General features: G+C 73.1%; 17 protein-coding genes. 10 read left to right on the top strand and 7 right to left on the bottom strand.

Annotated elements, in window-relative coordinates; genetic code table 11:
* Positions 1-43: 43 nt before the first annotated feature.
* Both KW076_RS08300 and KW076_RS08295 read right to left on the bottom strand, forming a co-directional pair.
* Positions 44-805, bottom strand: a complete 762-nt coding sequence (locus KW076_RS08300; protein WP_224354907.1) for an ABC transporter permease — start codon at positions 803-805, stop codon at positions 44-46.
* Positions 802-1779, bottom strand: a complete 978-nt coding sequence (locus KW076_RS08295) for an ABC transporter ATP-binding protein (RefSeq protein WP_224354906.1) — start codon at positions 1777-1779, stop codon at positions 802-804. Before KW076_RS08295 ends, KW076_RS08300 begins: the two co-directional genes overlap by 4 nt.
* Positions 1780-1881: 102 nt before the next feature.
* On the opposite strand from KW076_RS08295, the gene KW076_RS08290 reads away from it, so the two are divergent.
* From KW076_RS08290 to KW076_RS08270, 5 genes are read left to right on the top strand one after another with little or no spacing between them, the layout of a single operon-like run.
* Complete coding sequence (locus KW076_RS08290; RefSeq protein WP_224354905.1) at positions 1882-2565, top strand: helix-turn-helix transcriptional regulator; 684 nt, start codon at positions 1882-1884, stop codon at positions 2563-2565.
* Positions 2566-2620: 55 nt separating this feature from the next.
* Complete coding sequence (gene sufB / locus KW076_RS08285) at positions 2621-4090, top strand: Fe-S cluster assembly protein SufB (RefSeq protein ID WP_224354904.1); 1470 nt, start codon at positions 2621-2623, stop codon at positions 4088-4090.
* A 2-nt stretch (positions 4091-4092) separates the two neighbouring features.
* Positions 4093-5325, top strand: coding sequence for a Fe-S cluster assembly protein SufD (gene sufD, locus KW076_RS08280; RefSeq protein ID WP_224354903.1), 1233 nt, complete (start codon positions 4093-4095; stop codon positions 5323-5325).
* A 44-nt stretch (positions 5326-5369) separates the two neighbouring features.
* The gene (gene sufC / locus KW076_RS08275) at positions 5370-6134 is read left to right on the top strand and encodes a Fe-S cluster assembly ATPase SufC (RefSeq protein WP_224354902.1); all 765 of its coding nucleotides are present in this window, start codon (positions 5370-5372) and stop codon (positions 6132-6134) included.
* Between the two features lie 2 nt (positions 6135-6136).
* Positions 6137-6463 (top strand): metal-sulfur cluster assembly factor, encoded by a 327-nt coding sequence (locus tag KW076_RS08270; RefSeq protein WP_224354901.1) that lies wholly within the window; start codon positions 6137-6139, stop codon positions 6461-6463.
* 80 nt (positions 6464-6543) lie between these two features.
* Here KW076_RS08270 and ypfJ read toward each other — a convergent pair whose 3' ends face one another.
* Positions 6544-7503 carry a KPN_02809 family neutral zinc metallopeptidase gene (ypfJ, locus tag KW076_RS08265; protein WP_224354900.1) on the bottom strand — a complete coding sequence of 320 codons (960 nt, stop codon included), beginning with the start codon at positions 7501-7503 and terminating at the stop codon, positions 6544-6546.
* Positions 7504-7583: 80 nt separating this feature from the next.
* Here ypfJ and KW076_RS08260 point away from each other — a divergent pair, with 80 nt between their 5' ends.
* Positions 7584-9182 carry an ABC-F family ATP-binding cassette domain-containing protein gene (locus KW076_RS08260; RefSeq protein ID WP_224354899.1) on the top strand — a complete coding sequence of 533 codons (1599 nt, stop codon included), beginning with the start codon at positions 7584-7586 and terminating at the stop codon, positions 9180-9182.
* On the opposite strand, the gene KW076_RS08255 is transcribed toward KW076_RS08260, so the two are convergent.
* From KW076_RS08255 to KW076_RS08245, 3 genes are read right to left on the bottom strand one after another with little or no spacing between them, the layout of a single operon-like run.
* On the bottom strand, positions 9155-10123 hold the full coding sequence (locus KW076_RS08255; RefSeq protein ID WP_224354898.1) for an SURF1 family cytochrome oxidase biogenesis protein: 969 nt from the start codon (positions 10121-10123) through the stop codon (positions 9155-9157). The two genes, KW076_RS08260 and KW076_RS08255, sit on opposite strands and share 28 nt — an antisense overlap.
* On the bottom strand, positions 10120-10467 hold the full coding sequence (locus tag KW076_RS08250) for a hypothetical protein (protein ID WP_224354897.1): 348 nt from the start codon (positions 10465-10467) through the stop codon (positions 10120-10122). The genes KW076_RS08255 and KW076_RS08250 overlap by 4 nt, the downstream gene beginning before the upstream one ends.
* Entirely contained in the window at positions 10464-10883 is a 420-nt protein-coding gene (locus KW076_RS08245) for a DUF3099 domain-containing protein (RefSeq protein WP_224354896.1), read from the bottom strand. The genes KW076_RS08250 and KW076_RS08245 overlap by 4 nt, the downstream gene beginning before the upstream one ends.
* A 195-nt stretch (positions 10884-11078) precedes the next feature.
* Here KW076_RS08245 and fabG point away from each other — a divergent pair, with 195 nt between their 5' ends.
* Together fabG and KW076_RS08235 are read left to right on the top strand one after the other, a co-directional pair.
* Positions 11079-11807: a 3-oxoacyl-ACP reductase FabG gene (gene fabG, locus KW076_RS08240; RefSeq protein WP_224354895.1), complete on the top strand. Its 729-nt coding sequence runs from the start codon at positions 11079-11081 to the stop codon at positions 11805-11807.
* Positions 11808-11844: 37 nt separating this feature from the next.
* Positions 11845-12603: an SDR family oxidoreductase gene (locus KW076_RS08235; protein ID WP_224354894.1), complete on the top strand. Its 759-nt coding sequence runs from the start codon at positions 11845-11847 to the stop codon at positions 12601-12603.
* Positions 12604-12678: 75 nt separating this feature from the next.
* On the opposite strand, the gene serB is transcribed toward KW076_RS08235, so the two are convergent.
* Positions 12679-13527 carry a phosphoserine phosphatase SerB gene (gene serB / locus KW076_RS08230; RefSeq protein WP_224354893.1) on the bottom strand — a complete coding sequence of 283 codons (849 nt, stop codon included), beginning with the start codon at positions 13525-13527 and terminating at the stop codon, positions 12679-12681.
* A gap of 38 nt (positions 13528-13565) precedes the next feature.
* On the opposite strand from serB, the gene KW076_RS08225 reads away from it, so the two are divergent.
* On the top strand, positions 13566-14414 hold the full coding sequence (locus tag KW076_RS08225) for an ABC transporter ATP-binding protein (protein WP_224354892.1): 849 nt from the start codon (positions 13566-13568) through the stop codon (positions 14412-14414).
* Positions 14414-15256 (top strand): sulfite exporter TauE/SafE family protein, encoded by an 843-nt coding sequence (locus KW076_RS08220; RefSeq protein ID WP_434084313.1) that lies wholly within the window; start codon positions 14414-14416, stop codon positions 15254-15256. The genes KW076_RS08225 and KW076_RS08220 overlap by 1 nt, the downstream gene beginning before the upstream one ends.
* Position 15257: the final 1 nt, after the last annotated feature.

Raw genomic sequence — 15257 nt, 5'->3', positions numbered from 1 at the left:
TGTCGGGTTCGGGGGCCGGGCGATGCCGGCGGAGGTGGGCGGGTCAGGGGCGCCAGCGGAACCAGCGGAGGGCGGCGGCCACGGCCATGACGGTCCACGCGGCGAGCACGGCCAGGGCGCTGGGGGCCCAGGCGCCGTCCTGCAGCGCGGAGCGCAGCGCGGTGCCGAGGGCGCCGGACGGCAGCAGGTCCATCCAGGCCCAGCGCGAGGGGAAGACCGTGCCGCCGAGCGCGCCGAGCAGCACCCAGACGAGGTTCGCCACGGCGAGGGTGGCCTCGGGGCGGGCCGTCCCGGCCAGCAGCAGGCCGAGGGCGGTGAAGGCGGCCGCGCCCAGGAGCAGGGCGACGACGGCGGGCGGGATCCCCGCCGGATCCGGAGACCAGCCCAGGGCCAGGCCGACCCCGCCGATGACGATGGTCTGCAGCAGGAGGACGGCCGCGACGGCCGCGGCCTTGCCGGCCACGAGCCCGCCGGTGCCCAGCGGGGTGGTCGCCAGGGCCGCGAGCACGTCGTAGCGGCGCTCGAAGCCCGTCGAGATCGCGGTGGCGGTGAAGGCGGCGCTGATCACCGCCAGGGCCAGGACGCCGGGGACCGCGAGGTCCAGGCCGTTCCGGCCCGGGGCGTCCAGCAGGCCGGTGACGTGGACCCCCACGAGGGCCAGCAGGGGGAGCACGAGGGTGACCAGCAGCTGCTCCCCGTTGCGGAGGGCGGTGACGGTCTCGTAGCGGGCCTGCGCGAGGATGCGGGCGCCCAGGGGGGCGGCTCCGGCGTGCGAGGCGGGGATCGGGGCGGCGGGGGCGCTCATCGGGACCTCTCCGGGGAGGGCGTGTCGGCGTCGGGGGACTGGAGGAGCTCCTCGAGGCGCAGCACGGCGCGCTCGAGGCGGGTGGGGAACAGGCCCGCGCGGGTCCAGGAGGCGGCGAGGGCCTCGAGGTCCGCGGGGGAGCGGACGCCGGCCACGCGCGCGGCGGGGGCGCCGGCGGACGCGACCGCACGGAAGGAGGCGGGGGCCGCCGCGACCCATGCCCGGACGTCGGCGGCGCGGGCCTCGTCGAATCGCACGTCCACCACGTCCCCGTCCTGGACGCGGGTCAGCTCGGCGAGGGTGCCCGCGCGGACGACGCGCCCGGCGCGCAGGATGGCGACGTCGTCGGCGAGGCGCTCGGCGTCGTCGAGCAGGTGCGTGGTCAGCAGGACCGCGGCGCCGCGCGCGGTGTGCTCCCGCACCACGTCGTGGACCACGGGGCGGGTCTCGGGGTCGAGCCCGGCGGTCGGCTCGTCGAGGAACAGGAGGTCCGGGCGACCCACGACGGCCGCCGCCAGGGCCACGCGCTGGCGCTGTCCGCCGGAGAGGCGCCGGATCGGGCGGTCGGCGACCCGGTCGATGCGCAGGCGGCCGAGGAGCGCGTCCGGGTCCAGGGGGTCGCCGTGGAGGGACGCCACGTGCCGCACGAAGCGGCGCGCCGTCACCGATGGCGGCAGGCCGCCCTCCTGCCACATCACGCCGAGGCGGGCGCGCAGGTCGGCATCGGCCCGCCAGGGGTCCCGGCCGAACACGCGCACGGTGCCGGAGTCCGGGCGGTCGGAGCCGTGGCACAGGGCCAGGGTGGTGGACTTTCCGGCGCCGTTGGGGCCCAGCAGGACGGTGACGGCGCCGCGGCGGGCCTCCAGGTCCACGCCGCGCAGCACCTCCGTGCGCGCGGCGCCGCGGCCGAGCGTGCGGCGCACCTCGTGCAGGCGCAGGGCCGGGGCGTCGGGGTGGGGGGAGGTCTCGGGCACCGACCCATTCTAGGTCCGGCCGCGGGCGTCTCCGTGCCGGTGCGCGGGGTCACACGGCGCGGTGACTTGAACGGTTCCAGATCAATACGTCACAATGGCTTTGTGTATTCCGACTCCGCCGATCCCGCCGCGCCCGCCCCGGGCACGCGCGAGCGCGTCCTGGAGCGGGTGCTCAGCCACGGCCCCGTCTCCGCCGCGGAGATCGGCGGCGCCCTGGGCCTGACCGCCGCCGCCGTGCGTCGTCATCTCGACGCGCTGGAGGAGGAGGGCTTCGTGGAGGTCAAGGTGGTCAGCGCCGCACGCGGCGCCGGGCGCCCGTCCCGCCGGTACGTCGTCGCCCCGCAGGCGCAGCGGCGACTGGGCGGGGACCACCTCGGCATCGCCCTGCAGGCCGTGGACCGTCTCGTGGAGGTCGGCGGCGAAGGCGAGGTGCGTCGCCTCGCGGCGGACGCGCTGCAGCCCGTCGAGGAGGCCTTCCAGGCCGCCGTCGCCGGCCGCGAGATGGGCCTCGAGGAACGCACCCGCGTCCTCGCGGACCTTCTCGACGACGCCGGCTACGCCGCCAGCATCCGACACGTCGGCGCGGGGCTGGCCCCCACGCTGCGCGCCGAGCAGCTCTGCCAGGGGCACTGCCCGCTGCAGGGCCTGCCGGCCCGACACCCCGAGTTCTGCGAGGAGGAGACCGCGCTGTTCGCCCGACTGCTGGGCGTGGACGTGCGCCGCCTCTCCACCCTCGCCGCCGGCGGGCACGTGTGCACCACGCACATCCCGCTCGGGCGGGCCTGACCCGCCGCACCGCAGACCACCCACACCGAACCCCACCGCTGAGAGAGAGGCTGAGATGACCGACCAGATCGTCCAGCAGGACTCGAGGGGCGCCGATCCCGGCGTCATCTCCGAGATCCTCGAGAAGAACCCCGAGCTGAACGCCATCGGTGCCTACCAGTACGGCTGGGCCGACTCCGACGCCGCCGGCTCCTCCGCGCGCCGCGGCCTGAACGAGGACGTCGTCAAGGACATCTCGGCCAAGAAGTCCGAGCCCGAGTGGATGACGAAGCTGCGCCTGAAGGCCCTGAAGTACTTCGAGCGCAAGCCGATGCCCGCCTGGGGTCCGGACCTCTCCGGCATCGACTTCGACAACATCAAGTACTTCGTGCGCTCCACCGAGGGCCAGGCGAAGACCTGGGACGACCTCCCGGAGGACATCCGCAACACCTACGAGCGCCTCGGCATCCCCGAGGCCGAGCGCGACCGCCTCGTCGCGGGCGTCGCCGCCCAGTACGAGTCCGAGGTCGTCTACCACCAGATCCGCGAGGACCTGGAGGAGCAGGGCGTCGTGTTCCTGGACACCGACACCGCCCTCAAGGAGCACCCGGAGATCTTCGAGGAGTACTTCGGCACCGTCATCCCGGTGGGCGACAACAAGTTCGCCTCGCTGAACACCGCCGTGTGGTCCGGCGGCTCCTTCGTGTACGTCCCCAAGGGCGTCCACGTGGAGATCCCGCTGCAGGCCTACTTCCGCATCAACACGGAGAACATGGGCCAGTTCGAGCGGACGCTGATCATCGCGGACGAGGACTCGTACGTGCACTACATCGAGGGCTGCACCGCCCCGATCTACCAGTCCGATTCCCTGCACTCGGCCGTCGTCGAGATCGTGGTGAAGAAGAACGCCCGCGTGCGCTACACCACCATCCAGAACTGGTCCACCAACGTGTACAACCTGGTGACCAAGCGCGCCGTCGTCGAGGCCGGCGGCACCATGGAGTGGATCGACGGCAACATCGGCTCCAAGGTGACCATGAAGTACCCGGCCGTGTACCTCACCGGCGAGGGCGCCACCGGCGAGACCCTCTCCGTCGCGTTCGCGGGCAAGGACCAGCACCAGGACACCGGATCCAAGATGGTGCACATGGCCCCGAACACGAACAGCTCGATCGTGTCCAAGTCCGTGGCCCGCAACGGCGGCCGCGCCGCCTACCGCGGCCTGGTGCAGGTGAACGAGGGCGCCAGGGGCGCCGCGAACTCGGTGGTCTGCGACGCGCTGCTCGTGGACACCGTGTCCCGCTCGGACACCTACCCGTACATCGACATCCGCGAGGACGACGTGACCCTCGGCCACGAGGCCACCGTCTCCCGCGTCTCCGAGGAGCAGCTGTTCTACCTCATGTCCCGCGGCCTGGCCGAGGACGAGGCCATGGCGATGATCGTGCGCGGCTTCATCGAGCCGATCGCCCGCGAGCTCCCCATGGAGTACGCGCTGGAGCTGAACAAGCTGATCGAACTGCAGATGGAAGGGTCGGTGGGCTGACGTTGACCGAGATCGTGGAGAACACCGAACGCAACATGATCCCCGGCATGGGGGAGGAGGGCGAGACCCTCGCCGGCGGCCAGGACGCCGGCGCCCCCGTGGCGACCCGCGGCCAGGGCCAGTCCCGCGCCGACCGCGTCTCCTCCAAGGACCTCGCCGACTTCCCGGTCCTCACCGGCCGCGAGGAGGACTGGCGCTTCACGCCGTTGGAGCGCCTCGGCGGGCTGCACCTGCCCGGGGGCGACGACGCGCGCCTGACCGGCGCGGCGCCGGCCGTGACCGTCTCCGAGACGGCGGGCGTCTCCGTGGAGACCGTGGGCCGCGACGACGCCCGCGTGGGGTCCGTGCTGACCCCGGACGACCGCGTCTCCGCGGCGGCGTGGACCTCCTTCGCCGAGGCCACCGTCGTGACGGTCTCGGGCGAGCCGGGCGAGCCCGTCCGCATCGAGGTCACCGGCTCCGGCGTCGAGCCGGCGGCCCAGCAGCTCACGCTGATCGCCGAGGAGAACGCGCACGCCGACGTCGTCCTGACCCACCGAGGCTCCGCCGTGCTGGCCCAGAACGTCGAGTTCGAGGTGCGCCGCGGGGCGTCCCTGAACGTCGTGTCCGTGCAGGCCTGGGACGACGACGCCGTGCACGTGGGCGCCCACCAGGCCTCCGTGGCCCGGGACGCCCACCTCAAGCACGTCACCGTGACCCACGGCGGATCGCTGGTGCGCCTCACGCCCACCGCGCGCTTCTCCGACGAGCGCGGCGAGGCCGAGATGTACGGCCTGTACTACGCCGACGCCGGCCAGCACCTCGAGAACCGCCTGTTCGTGGACCACAACCGTCCGAACTGCGTGTCCAACGTGCTGTACAAGGGCGCCCTGCAGGGCCAGGACGCGCACACCGTGTGGGTGGGCGACGTGCTGATCCGCACGGAGGCCGAGGGCACCGACTCCTACGAGAAGAACGAGAACCTGCTGCTCACGGACGGCGCCCGTGCCGACTCCGTGCCGAACCTGGAGATCGAGACCGGCGTGATCGAGGGAGCGGGCCACGCGTCGGCGACCGGCCGCTTCGACGAGACCCAGCTGTTCTACCTCATGGCCCGCGGCATCCCGGAGTCCGAGGCGCGCCAGCTGATCGTGCGCGGCTTCCTCAACGAGATCCTGCAGAAGATCGGCATCGCCGACGTCCAGGACGAGCTGACCGCCGTCATGGAGGAGGAGCTGCGGGTCACCGCGCTCTGAGCCTCCCCACCCCTTCACACGACTTCTTCCTAGGAGAACCGCACATGGCAACCCTGCAGATCACCGACCTGCACGTGCAGATCGAGACCGAGAACGGCCCCAAGGAGATCCTCAAGGGCCTCTCCCTGACCATCAACACCGGCGAGACCCACGCCATCATGGGCCCGAACGGCTCCGGCAAGTCCACCCTGGCCTCCACCATCGCGGGCCACCCGCGCTACGAGGTCACCTCCGGCTCCATCACCCTCGACGGCGAGGACGTCCTGGAGATGTCCGTGGACGAGCGCGCCCAGGCCGGCCTGTTCCTGGCGATGCAGTACCCCGTGGAGATCCCGGGCGTCACCATGACCAACTTCCTGCGCACCGCCAAGACCGCGATCGACGGCGAGGCCCCCTCGCTGCGCACCTGGTCCAAGGACGTCAAGGGCGCCTTCGAGGCCCTCCAGATCGACCCTGCGTTCATGAACCGCAACGTCAACGAGGGCTTCTCCGGCGGCGAGAAGAAGCGCGCCGAGATCCTCCAGCTCGAGCTGTTCAAGCCGAAGTTCGCGATCCTCGACGAGACCGACTCCGGCCTGGACGTCGACGCCCTGCGCATCGTGTCCGAGGGCGTGAACCGCGCCGCCGAGGCCAACGAGATGGGCACCCTGCTCATCACCCACTACACGCGCATCCTCAACTACATCAAGCCGCAGCACGTGCACGTGCTGGTGGACGGCCGCGTGGCCGAGTCCGGCGGCCCGGAGCTCGCCGCCCGCCTCGAGTCGGAGGGCTACGCGCGCTTCGAGAAGGCCGCGGCGGAGGCCTGAGCATGACCGACACCGCCGCACAGACGCCCGTGGAGGACATCCGCGAGGCGCTCAAGGACGTGATCGACCCCGAGCTGGGCGTGAACGTGGTGGACCTGGGCCTGCTCTACGGGCTGCACTACGCCGAGGACGGCGCGCTGCTCGTGGACATGACCCTCACCACGGCCGCGTGCCCGCTCACGGACGAGATCGAGGACCAGGTCTCCCGTGCCATCGGCACCATGGTGGACGAGTGGCGCCTGAACTGGGTGTGGATGCCGCCGTGGGGTCCCGAGCGGATCACCGAGGACGGCAAGGACCAGATGCGGGCCCTCGGCTTCAACATCTGATCCGGCCCCGCCGGTGATGTGGACGGCCCCCACCTTCTGCCGGAAGGTGGGGGCCGCCGTCGTTCTCCGTGCCGGGGGGATCAGATGTCCAGGGTCGCCGCCTGGAAGGTGTTGCACTGGTTGATGTCCGGGCTCTGCTGCGAGGTGGTCTCGTAGCCGCGCATGAACCACGCCTGGCGCTGGGAGGCGGAGCCGTGGGTGAACGCCTCGGGGTTCACGCGGCCCTGGTACTGCTCCTGGATGCGGTCGTCGCCCACGGCGCCGGCGGCGTCGATGGCCTGGGCGAGCTGCTCCTGGGTGATGGGCTGCAGGAAGGCCTCCCCGGTCTCCGGGTCCTTGGTGGTGGCCGCGTGGCCGGCCCACATGCCGGCGAGGCAGTCGGCCTGGAGCTCGGAGCGCACCGCGTTGGAGGCCGCACCCGTGCGCCCGTCCTGGGCGTACTGGAGCCAGCCCACGACGTTCTGCACGTGGTGGCCGTACTCGTGCGCCACGATGTACTCCTCGGCCAGCGGACCGCCCGTGGCGCCGAAGTCCGACTCCAGGGTGGAGAAGAACGCGGTGTCGAAGTACATGGACTCGTCGGCGGGACAGTAGAACGGGCCGGTGGCTGAGGTGGCGGAGCCGCACCCGCCGGTGCTCACCGAGGTCGTGAACAGCGTCAGGTCCGGCTGACGCCACTGGATGTTCGAATACTGGCCCATGTAGTCGCCCCAGAACGCGTCGGCCGACTCGGTCGTGGCGATCACGCGGCAGTCGGTGTTCTGGTTGGCGTCCGCGCCGGTGGAGCAGTCGGCCTGGGACACGGGCTGGGTGGAGGTGCCGCTGCCGGACTGGGGGAGCTGCTGCTGGTAGGAGGAGCCCGTGCCCGTTCCAGCACCGCCGATCCCGAGATCCTCCGCGAGGCCCGGGGCGAAGATCGCCAGGAGGAGCGCCAGGATGCCGCCGCCGCCGCCGATGGCCAGACCGCGGCCGCCCATGCCGCCGCCACCGCCGCCGCGCGCGCGACCGGCGTTGATCTGCACGTTCTCGTTGAAGCTCATGGGGCCTGAGTGTAGACGGACTAGACTGGCCCGGCGCGGATCCGCGCCCTCGCCGTCCCGTCAGGAGCCGTAGCCCCGTCATGCTCACCGTCACCGATCTCGAACTGCGCGTCGGCGCCCGCCTGCTCATGGACGAGGTGTCCTTCCGCGTGGCCAAGGGGGACAAGGTGGGCCTAGTGGGCCGCAACGGCGCCGGCAAGACGACCCTCACCAGGGTCCTCGCCGGCATCACCCAGCCCACGGCCGGCTCCGTGACGGTCTCCGGGCGCCTGGGCTACCTGCCGCAGGACCCGAAGGTGGAGGACATGGACCAGTCCGGGCGGGACCGGATCCTCGCCGCCCGCGACCTGGACCAGACCATCCGCCGCATGCGCGCGGCGGAGGCGGACATGGCGTCCGAGGACGACGCGGCACGCCAGAAGGCCATGGACCGCTACTCGCGGCTCCAGGCGGAGTTCGAGGCCCGCGGCGGGTACGCCGCCGAGTCCGAGGCCGCCCGCATCACCTCGAACCTCGGGCTGCCGGACCGCGTGCTGGACCAGCCGCTGCACACCCTCTCCGGCGGTCAGCGCCGTCGCGTCGAGCTCGCGCGCATCCTCTTCTCCGACGCGGACACGATGCTCCTCGACGAGCCCACCAACCACCTGGACCACGACTCCATCGTGTGGCTGCGGGACTACCTCAAGACCTACTCGGGCGGGCTGCTGATGATCAGCCACGACGTCGAGCTCATGGAGATGACCGTCAACAAGGTCCTCTACCTGGACGCGATGCGGCAGACCATCGACGTGTACAACATGAACTGGAAGAACTACCAGGCGCAGCGCCAGCAGGACGAGGCGCGCCGCCGTCGGGAGTTCGCCAACGCGGAGAAGAAGGCCTCCGCGCTGCTGGCCCAGGCGGAGAAGATGCGCGCCAAGGCCACCAAGGCCACCGCGGCCCAGAACATGATCAAGCGCGCCGAGCGGATGATGCGCGGCGTCGAGGGGGAGCGCGCCCAGGACCGCGTGGCCGCGATCCGGTTCCCCACCCCGCAGGCCTCGGGCAAGACGCCGCTGCGGGCGGAGAACCTCTCCAAGTCCTACGGCTCGCTGGAGATCTTCACGGGCGTGGACCTGGCGATCGACCGCGGATCCCGCGTGGTGATCCTCGGCTACAACGGCGCCGGCAAGACCACCCTGCTGCGCATGCTCGCGGGCACCGAGTCCCCGGACACCGGCGAGGTCATCGCCGGGCACGGCCTCAAGCTCGGCTACTTCGCCCAGGAGCACGACACCCTGGACCAGGACGCCTCCGTCCTGGACAACATGCGCCACGCCGCCCCGCAGCTGGGGGACACCCAGTGCCGCACCCTGCTCGGCAGCTTCCTCTTCCAGGGCGACGACGTCGACAAACCGGCCCGCGTGCTCTCCGGCGGCGAGAAGACCCGCCTGGCCCTCGCCACGCTCGTCGCCTCCTCGGCCAACGTGCTGCTGCTGGACGAGCCCACCAACAACCTCGACCCGGCCTCCCGTGAGGAGATCCTCAACGCCCTCCGCCAGTACGAGGGCGCCGTGGTCCTGGTGACCCACGACGAGGGCGCCGTCGAGGCCCTCGCCCCCGAGCGCGTGGTGCTGCTGCCCGACGGCGACGAGGACCTCTGGAGCGACGACTACCTCGACCTGATCTCGCTGGCCTGACCGGGCCGGTCCCGCAGGACGTCCTCCTGCAGCGCGTCCTCGACCTCCTCGTCGGAGGGGCGGCCGCCGCGGCGGCGCCGCCGGGCCTTCGGCCGGGGCGCACGACGCGCGGCGAGCAGGCCGTCGTCCTCGGCGTCCTCGAGGGCGTCGGCGCGGTCGTTGCGCGCCTTCATCCAGGCGGAGTACCCCCACACGGCGAAGCCCATGGCGGCGAAGATGTACCACTGGATCGCATAGGAGAGGTGAGGGCCCTCGTCGAGCGTCGGGGCCACGAGCTGGTTCGGCACGGTGGCCGCGGCGGGCGACTCGGACACCATGAGCCCGTAGGCGGTGTCCGCGATCGGCCGGCCGAGGATCCGCTCGATCGCCGCGAGGTCGATGGAGGGCACCTGCCCCTCCGGGGCGTCGCGGTCCAGCGCGGGCTCACCGGGCTTGACCCGCACCACGACCTCCCCGGCCGCGGGGTCCGGGGCGGGGATCGCGTCCGGACGGCCCGGCTGGGAGCCGATCGGCAGCCAGCCGCGGTCCACGATCACCGTGACGCCCTCCTCCGTGACGAAGGGGACGAGCACCTCGTAGCCGGGGGCGCCGGCGCGCGGCCGGTTCCGCACCACGAGGGTCTCGTCCGTCTCGTACCGGCCCGTGAGCGTGACGGGCGTCCACTCGTCCTCGGAGTCGAAGTCCGTGAACAGCCGGGGGGCCTCCGCGAACGGCACCGGGTCGTCGTCGTAGTTGGCGAGCACCCGGTTGACGTCGTGCATCACCTGCACACGGCGGTCCCACTGCCACTGGGCGAGCCCGTGGCAGAGGAACGCGAAGAGGATGCAGACGACGAACCCGAGGATCCACGGGCCGGAGGCCAGGAAGCCGAACCGCAGGGGCGGCAGGCGCTCGGCGCCCGGGGCGTCCGGCGTGTCGGTGGGGGCCGGGGCGGGCGTCATCGGCGGGGCTCTCCTGGGGTGGTGGGGTCGGTCGCGGCGGGCCCCGCGGCGGCGTGCAGCGGACGCGTGCGGCGCAGGAAGCCCCGTGAGGCCAGGAAGTCGGACAGGTGCTCGCGGTGGTCGGGGCAGGCGGCCCACGTCTTCACCCGGTCGGGGGCGTGCACGCGGGGGTTGTTCCACTCCAGCACCCACGCGGCGGCGGCACGGCAGCCCCGGGCGGAGCACACGGGCGCCCCGTCGGCGGTGACGGCGGCCGGGCCCTCGGCCGACGGCTCCCGCCGCACCGCGGGCAGGGAGGGGTCGAGGCCGGCGGCCAGGGCGCCGAGCAGGTCGGGGCCGGTCACGGGCGGCCTCGTCCGGTCTCGCCGGGGGAGCCGGCCGGCAGGGCACGACGCGCGGCGGGGTCGTCGTCCTCCACGACTTCGCCGACCAGCACGACGGGGCCGGTCGGAACGGGGGAGGGCTCGGCGGGCAGGGCCGGGACGGCGGGGGCCGTGCGGGCCACGTCCCGGCGCCGCCCTGCCTCGCGGGGGCCGGTGTTGTTCACGCGGACCACGGCCACATAGGGGAGCACCACGGCCCCGAGGATGAACAGGATCTGCCACCAGCCGTGGGTGAACAGGGCGGCGATGAAGCACGCGGTGCGCACCGCCATTTGGACGACGTAGACGCGCGTGCGGGCGTCGCGGTCGGCGCTGCGCGGCGCGGCGGCGGTGGTGACGCCCTGGACGGCGTCGGGCTCGCGGACGATGGCGGCCAAGCCTCCTCCTCACGGGACGCGGACGCGGGACCGGCGTGGGCCGGATGCGTAGAGTGATGTGACGCGCACGCGCCCTCCTCGCAGCCCCTGCCCTGGGGCGCGGCGGCGGGCCCGTCCGTGAGGGACCATTCTAGTCCCGTCAGACCGGCCCCGCAGTGGGGCCGCCCACCCCGGACACAGACTGGAGGCGCCCGCATGGCGGAGCAGACCGAGCCCGGAGGACGCAGCGTCCTCGTCACCGGAGGCAACCGCGGCATCGGCCGCGCGATCGCGGAGGCCTTCCTCGCGAACGGCGACCGCGTCGCCGTGACCTCCCGCTCCGGCGAGGGCGGTCCCGAGGGCGCCCTGACGGTCGCCGCGGACGTCACGGACGCCGCCTCCGTGGACGCCGCTTTCCGCGCGGTCGAGGAGGCCCACGGCCCCGTCGAGGTGCTCGTGGCCAACGCCGGCGTGACCAACGACCAGCTGCTGCTGCGCATGTCCGAGGACGACTTCACCTCCGTGGTGGACACCAACCTCACCGGCGCCTTCCGCGTCGTGCAGCGTGCCACCAAGGGCATGATGCGCCTCAAGCGCGGTCGGATCGTGCTGGTCTCCTCCGTCGTGGGCCTGCTCGGCTCGCCCGGCCAGGTGAACTACGCCGCCTCGAAGTCCGGCCTCATCGGCATGGCCCGCTCCATCACCCGCGAGCTCGGCGCCCGCGGGATCACCGCGAACGTCGTGGCCCCCGGCTACATCGACACGGAGATGACGCGGTCCCTCGACGAGGAGCTGAAGGCCCAGTACAGGAAGTCCATCCCCGCCGGCCGGTTCGCCGAGCCCGAGGAGGTGGCCGACGTCGTGCGCTGGCTGGCCTCGCCGGGGGCCGGGTACGTCTCCGGCGCCGTGATCCCGGTCGACGGCGGCCTCGGCATGGGCCACTGACCCGCTTTCCCGCACCACCCCGACCCGAAGGAGCACCATGACCACCCAGGACCTCGCCGGCAAGGGCGTCGTCGTCACAGGATCCTCGCGCGGCATCGGCGCCGAGACCGCACAGCTGCTCGCCGCCCGCGGGGCGGGCGTCGTCGTGAACTACCGCCAGAAGGCGCCCCGCGCGAACAAGGTGGTCCAGGCCATCGAGGCCGCCCGCGGGCGCGCCGTCGCCGTGGGCGGCGACGTGACCGTGGCCGAGGACCGCGCGGCGCTGCTGGACGCGGCGATCGACAACTTCGGCTCCCTGGACGTGCTGGTGCTCAACGCGTCCGGCGGCATGGAGTCCCAGTTCGGCGAGGACTACGCCATGACGCTCAACCGCGACGCTCAGGCGGCCCTGGCCGACGCCGCGCTGGAGCGCATGTCCGCCGGCGGGCAGATCGTGTTCGTGACCTCCCACCAGGCGCACTTCATCGACGAGGTGGCCACGATGGACGCCTACGAGCCGGTGGCCCGCTCCAAGCGCGCCGGCGAGGACGCCCTCCGCGAGCGCATCCCGGCCTTCGAGGCCAAGGGCGTGGGCTTCGTCGTGGTGTCCGGCGACATGATCGAGGGCACCATCACCGCCACCCTGCTGAACCGCGCCGAGCCGGGCGCCATCGAGGCCCGCCGCGAGGCCGCGGGGAAGCTGTACTCGGTGGAGGAGTTCGCCGCCGAGGTGGCCGCGCTCGTGGGCCGGACCGACCTCGAGGTCGGCCACACCGAGCTCGTCGGCGGGGCGCAGGACTTCCTGGGGCAGGACTGAACCGCACCGCACCCCCTGACGTCGAGGGCCGGATCCCACGGGATCCGGCCCTCGATGCATCCGGGCGCGGGCGGCTCAGAGACCGAGGAGCCACCGCAGTGGGGTGAAGGAGGGCACGTCGATGACGACGTCCGCGTGCTCCCGGAGGATCGGCTTCGCGCACAGGGCCACGCCGCAGCCGGCCACCTCCAGCAGGTCGATGTCGTTGGCGCCGTCGCCCACCCCCACGGCCTGCTCGGGGGAGAGCCCCGCGTCCTCGGCCCAGGCACGCAGCATCGCCGCCTTCGCCGCGCGGTCCACGACGTCGCCGAGCACCTTCCCGCTCAGGTGCCCGTCCCGCACCTCGAGCTCGTTGGCGCAGTAGGCGTGCACGCCCCACGCCTCGGCCAGCGGTGCGAGCACCTGGGTGAATCCACCGGAGACGGCGCAGACGCGGCCTCCCGCGGCGTTCACGGCCGCGATCAGCTCCACGGCGCCGTCGGTGGGCCGCACCCGGGCCACGACGTCGTCGACGACCGAGGCCGGCAGCCCCGCCAGCGCCTCGACGCGCGCGTGCAGGGACTGGGCGAAGTCCAGCTCGCCGCGCATGGCCCGCTCCGTGACGGCCGCCACCTCCGCCTCGCGCCCGGTGTGGGCGGCCAGCAGCTCGATGACCTCCTGCTGGATCAGCGTGGAGTCCACGTCAGTGACCACCAGCGGCGTCGGGGCGGCGGCCACGGACTGCGGCAGGCTCGCCAGGGCCCAGTCCTCCGGGAGCGCGGTGGCCTCCTCGGCCGACGGCACGGACCCCTCCCAGCGCAGGCCGGCCAGGCCGTCCGCGGCGAGGTGCTCGGCGTCGGCGGGCAGCGGCGCCCATGCGGGGGCGACGGGGGAGTCGGTCCCGGCGGGCACGGCGCGGTACAGGAGGTGGCGGGCCTGGGTCATGCCCCGATCCTAGGCGGCGCCCCACTAGGCTGGTCTCCATGAACACCGCCCCCCAGGATCCGAGCCCCCGCCCCGTCGTCGAGCACGACGTGTTCACCCCCGACGAGGACGCCGTCCTGCAGCTGCGGGACGTCGCCGTGCGCCGGGGCGCCAAGCAGATCCTCGCCGGGATCGACTGGACGGTCCGCGCGGGGGAGCGCTGGGTCGTCATGGGGCCGAACGGCGCCGGCAAGTCCACTCTGCTGCAGATCGCCGCCTCCCGCATGTTCCCCACGTCCGGCGACGTCGCGATCCTCGACGAGGTGCTCGGCGCGGTCGACGTGTTCGAGCTGCGCCCGCGCATCGGCCTGTCCTCCGCCCTCCTGGCGAACCAGGTGCGCGACGACGAGACCGTGCAGGACGCCGTCATCACCGCCTCCTACGGGATGACCGGCCGGTGGCGCGAGGAGTACGAGGTCGAGGACCGCGCCCGGGCCCTCGGCCTGGTCTCCGAGTGGGGCCTGTCCCGACTGGCGCACCGCCGGTTCGGCACGCTGTCCGAAGGCGAGCGGAAGCGCGTGCTGATCGCCCGCGCCCTCATGACCGACCCCGAGCTGCTCCTGCTGGACGAGCCGGCCGCCGGCCTGGACGTGGCCGGCCGCGAGGCCCTCGTGGGCCAGCTGTCCGAGCTCGCCGCGGACGAGGACGCCCCCGCCACCGTCCTGGTGACGCACCACCTGGAGGAGGTGCCCCCGGGCTTCACGCACGCGCTGCTGCTGGCCGACGGCGCCGTGGTCCAGGCGGGACCGCTGGAGGAGACGCTGACGGCCGAGCACCTCTCCACCGCCTTCGGCACCCCGCTGAGGGTGACCCGGGCGGACGGGCGCTACACCGCCGTGGCGGCGTGATGGACCTGCTGACCGCCCCGGTCCTGGGCATGGACCTGTGGCAGGTGGCGCTGGTCCTGCTCGCCGGGTTCTGGGCGGGCACGATCAACTCGATCATCGGCTCCGGGACGCTGGTGACGTTCCCGGTGCTCGTGGCGGTCGGCTTCCCGCCGGTGACCGCACAGGTCTCCAACGCCATGGGGCTCGTGGCCTCCGGCTTCTCCGGGACCTACGGGTACCGGCGGGAGCTGCGCGAGTCGCGGGCGCTGCTGCCCCGCCTGACCCTCGCCTCGTTCCTGGGCGCCGTCATCGGTGCGACGCTGCTGACGGTGCTCCCCCCGACGGTGTTCGCCTCTGTGGCCCCGTGCCTGCTGGTGCTCGCCCTGACCATCGTGGTCCTGCAGCCGCGCATCCAGGCGTGGGTGCGGCGTCGCTCGGCGGGGGAGCACGGGCACGTGCCCGGCGCCGACTCGCCGGTGCCGGTGGGGCCGGCGAGCCCTGCCCTGTGGACGCTGGTGTTCCTCACGGGCATCTACGGCGGGTACTTCGTGGCGGCGCAGGGCGTGATGCTCATGGCGATCTTCGGCGTGATGCTGGTCGGCGGCACGCTGGTGCACGCCAACGCGGTGAAGACGTGGCTGTCCCTGACCGTGAACCTCACCGCCGCCGTCTTCTACCTGGTCTTCGCCTTCGACCGCATCGACTGGCGTGCCGTCCTGCTGATCGCCGTCTCCTCCCTGGTCGGCGGGTCGGTGGGGGCGCGGATCGGACGCCGGATGTCCCCGACGGCGCTGCGCGTCACCATCGTCGTGATCGGCGTGGCGGGCCTGGTGAGCATGCTGTCCCGCCTGGCGGGGGCCTGAG

Origin of the sequence: Micrococcus porci (assembly GCF_020097155.1) — a bacterium.
Classification (GTDB): Bacteria; Actinomycetota; Actinomycetes; order Actinomycetales; family Micrococcaceae; genus Micrococcus; species Micrococcus porci.
This window is presented reverse-complemented; position numbering and strand designations above follow the sequence as displayed.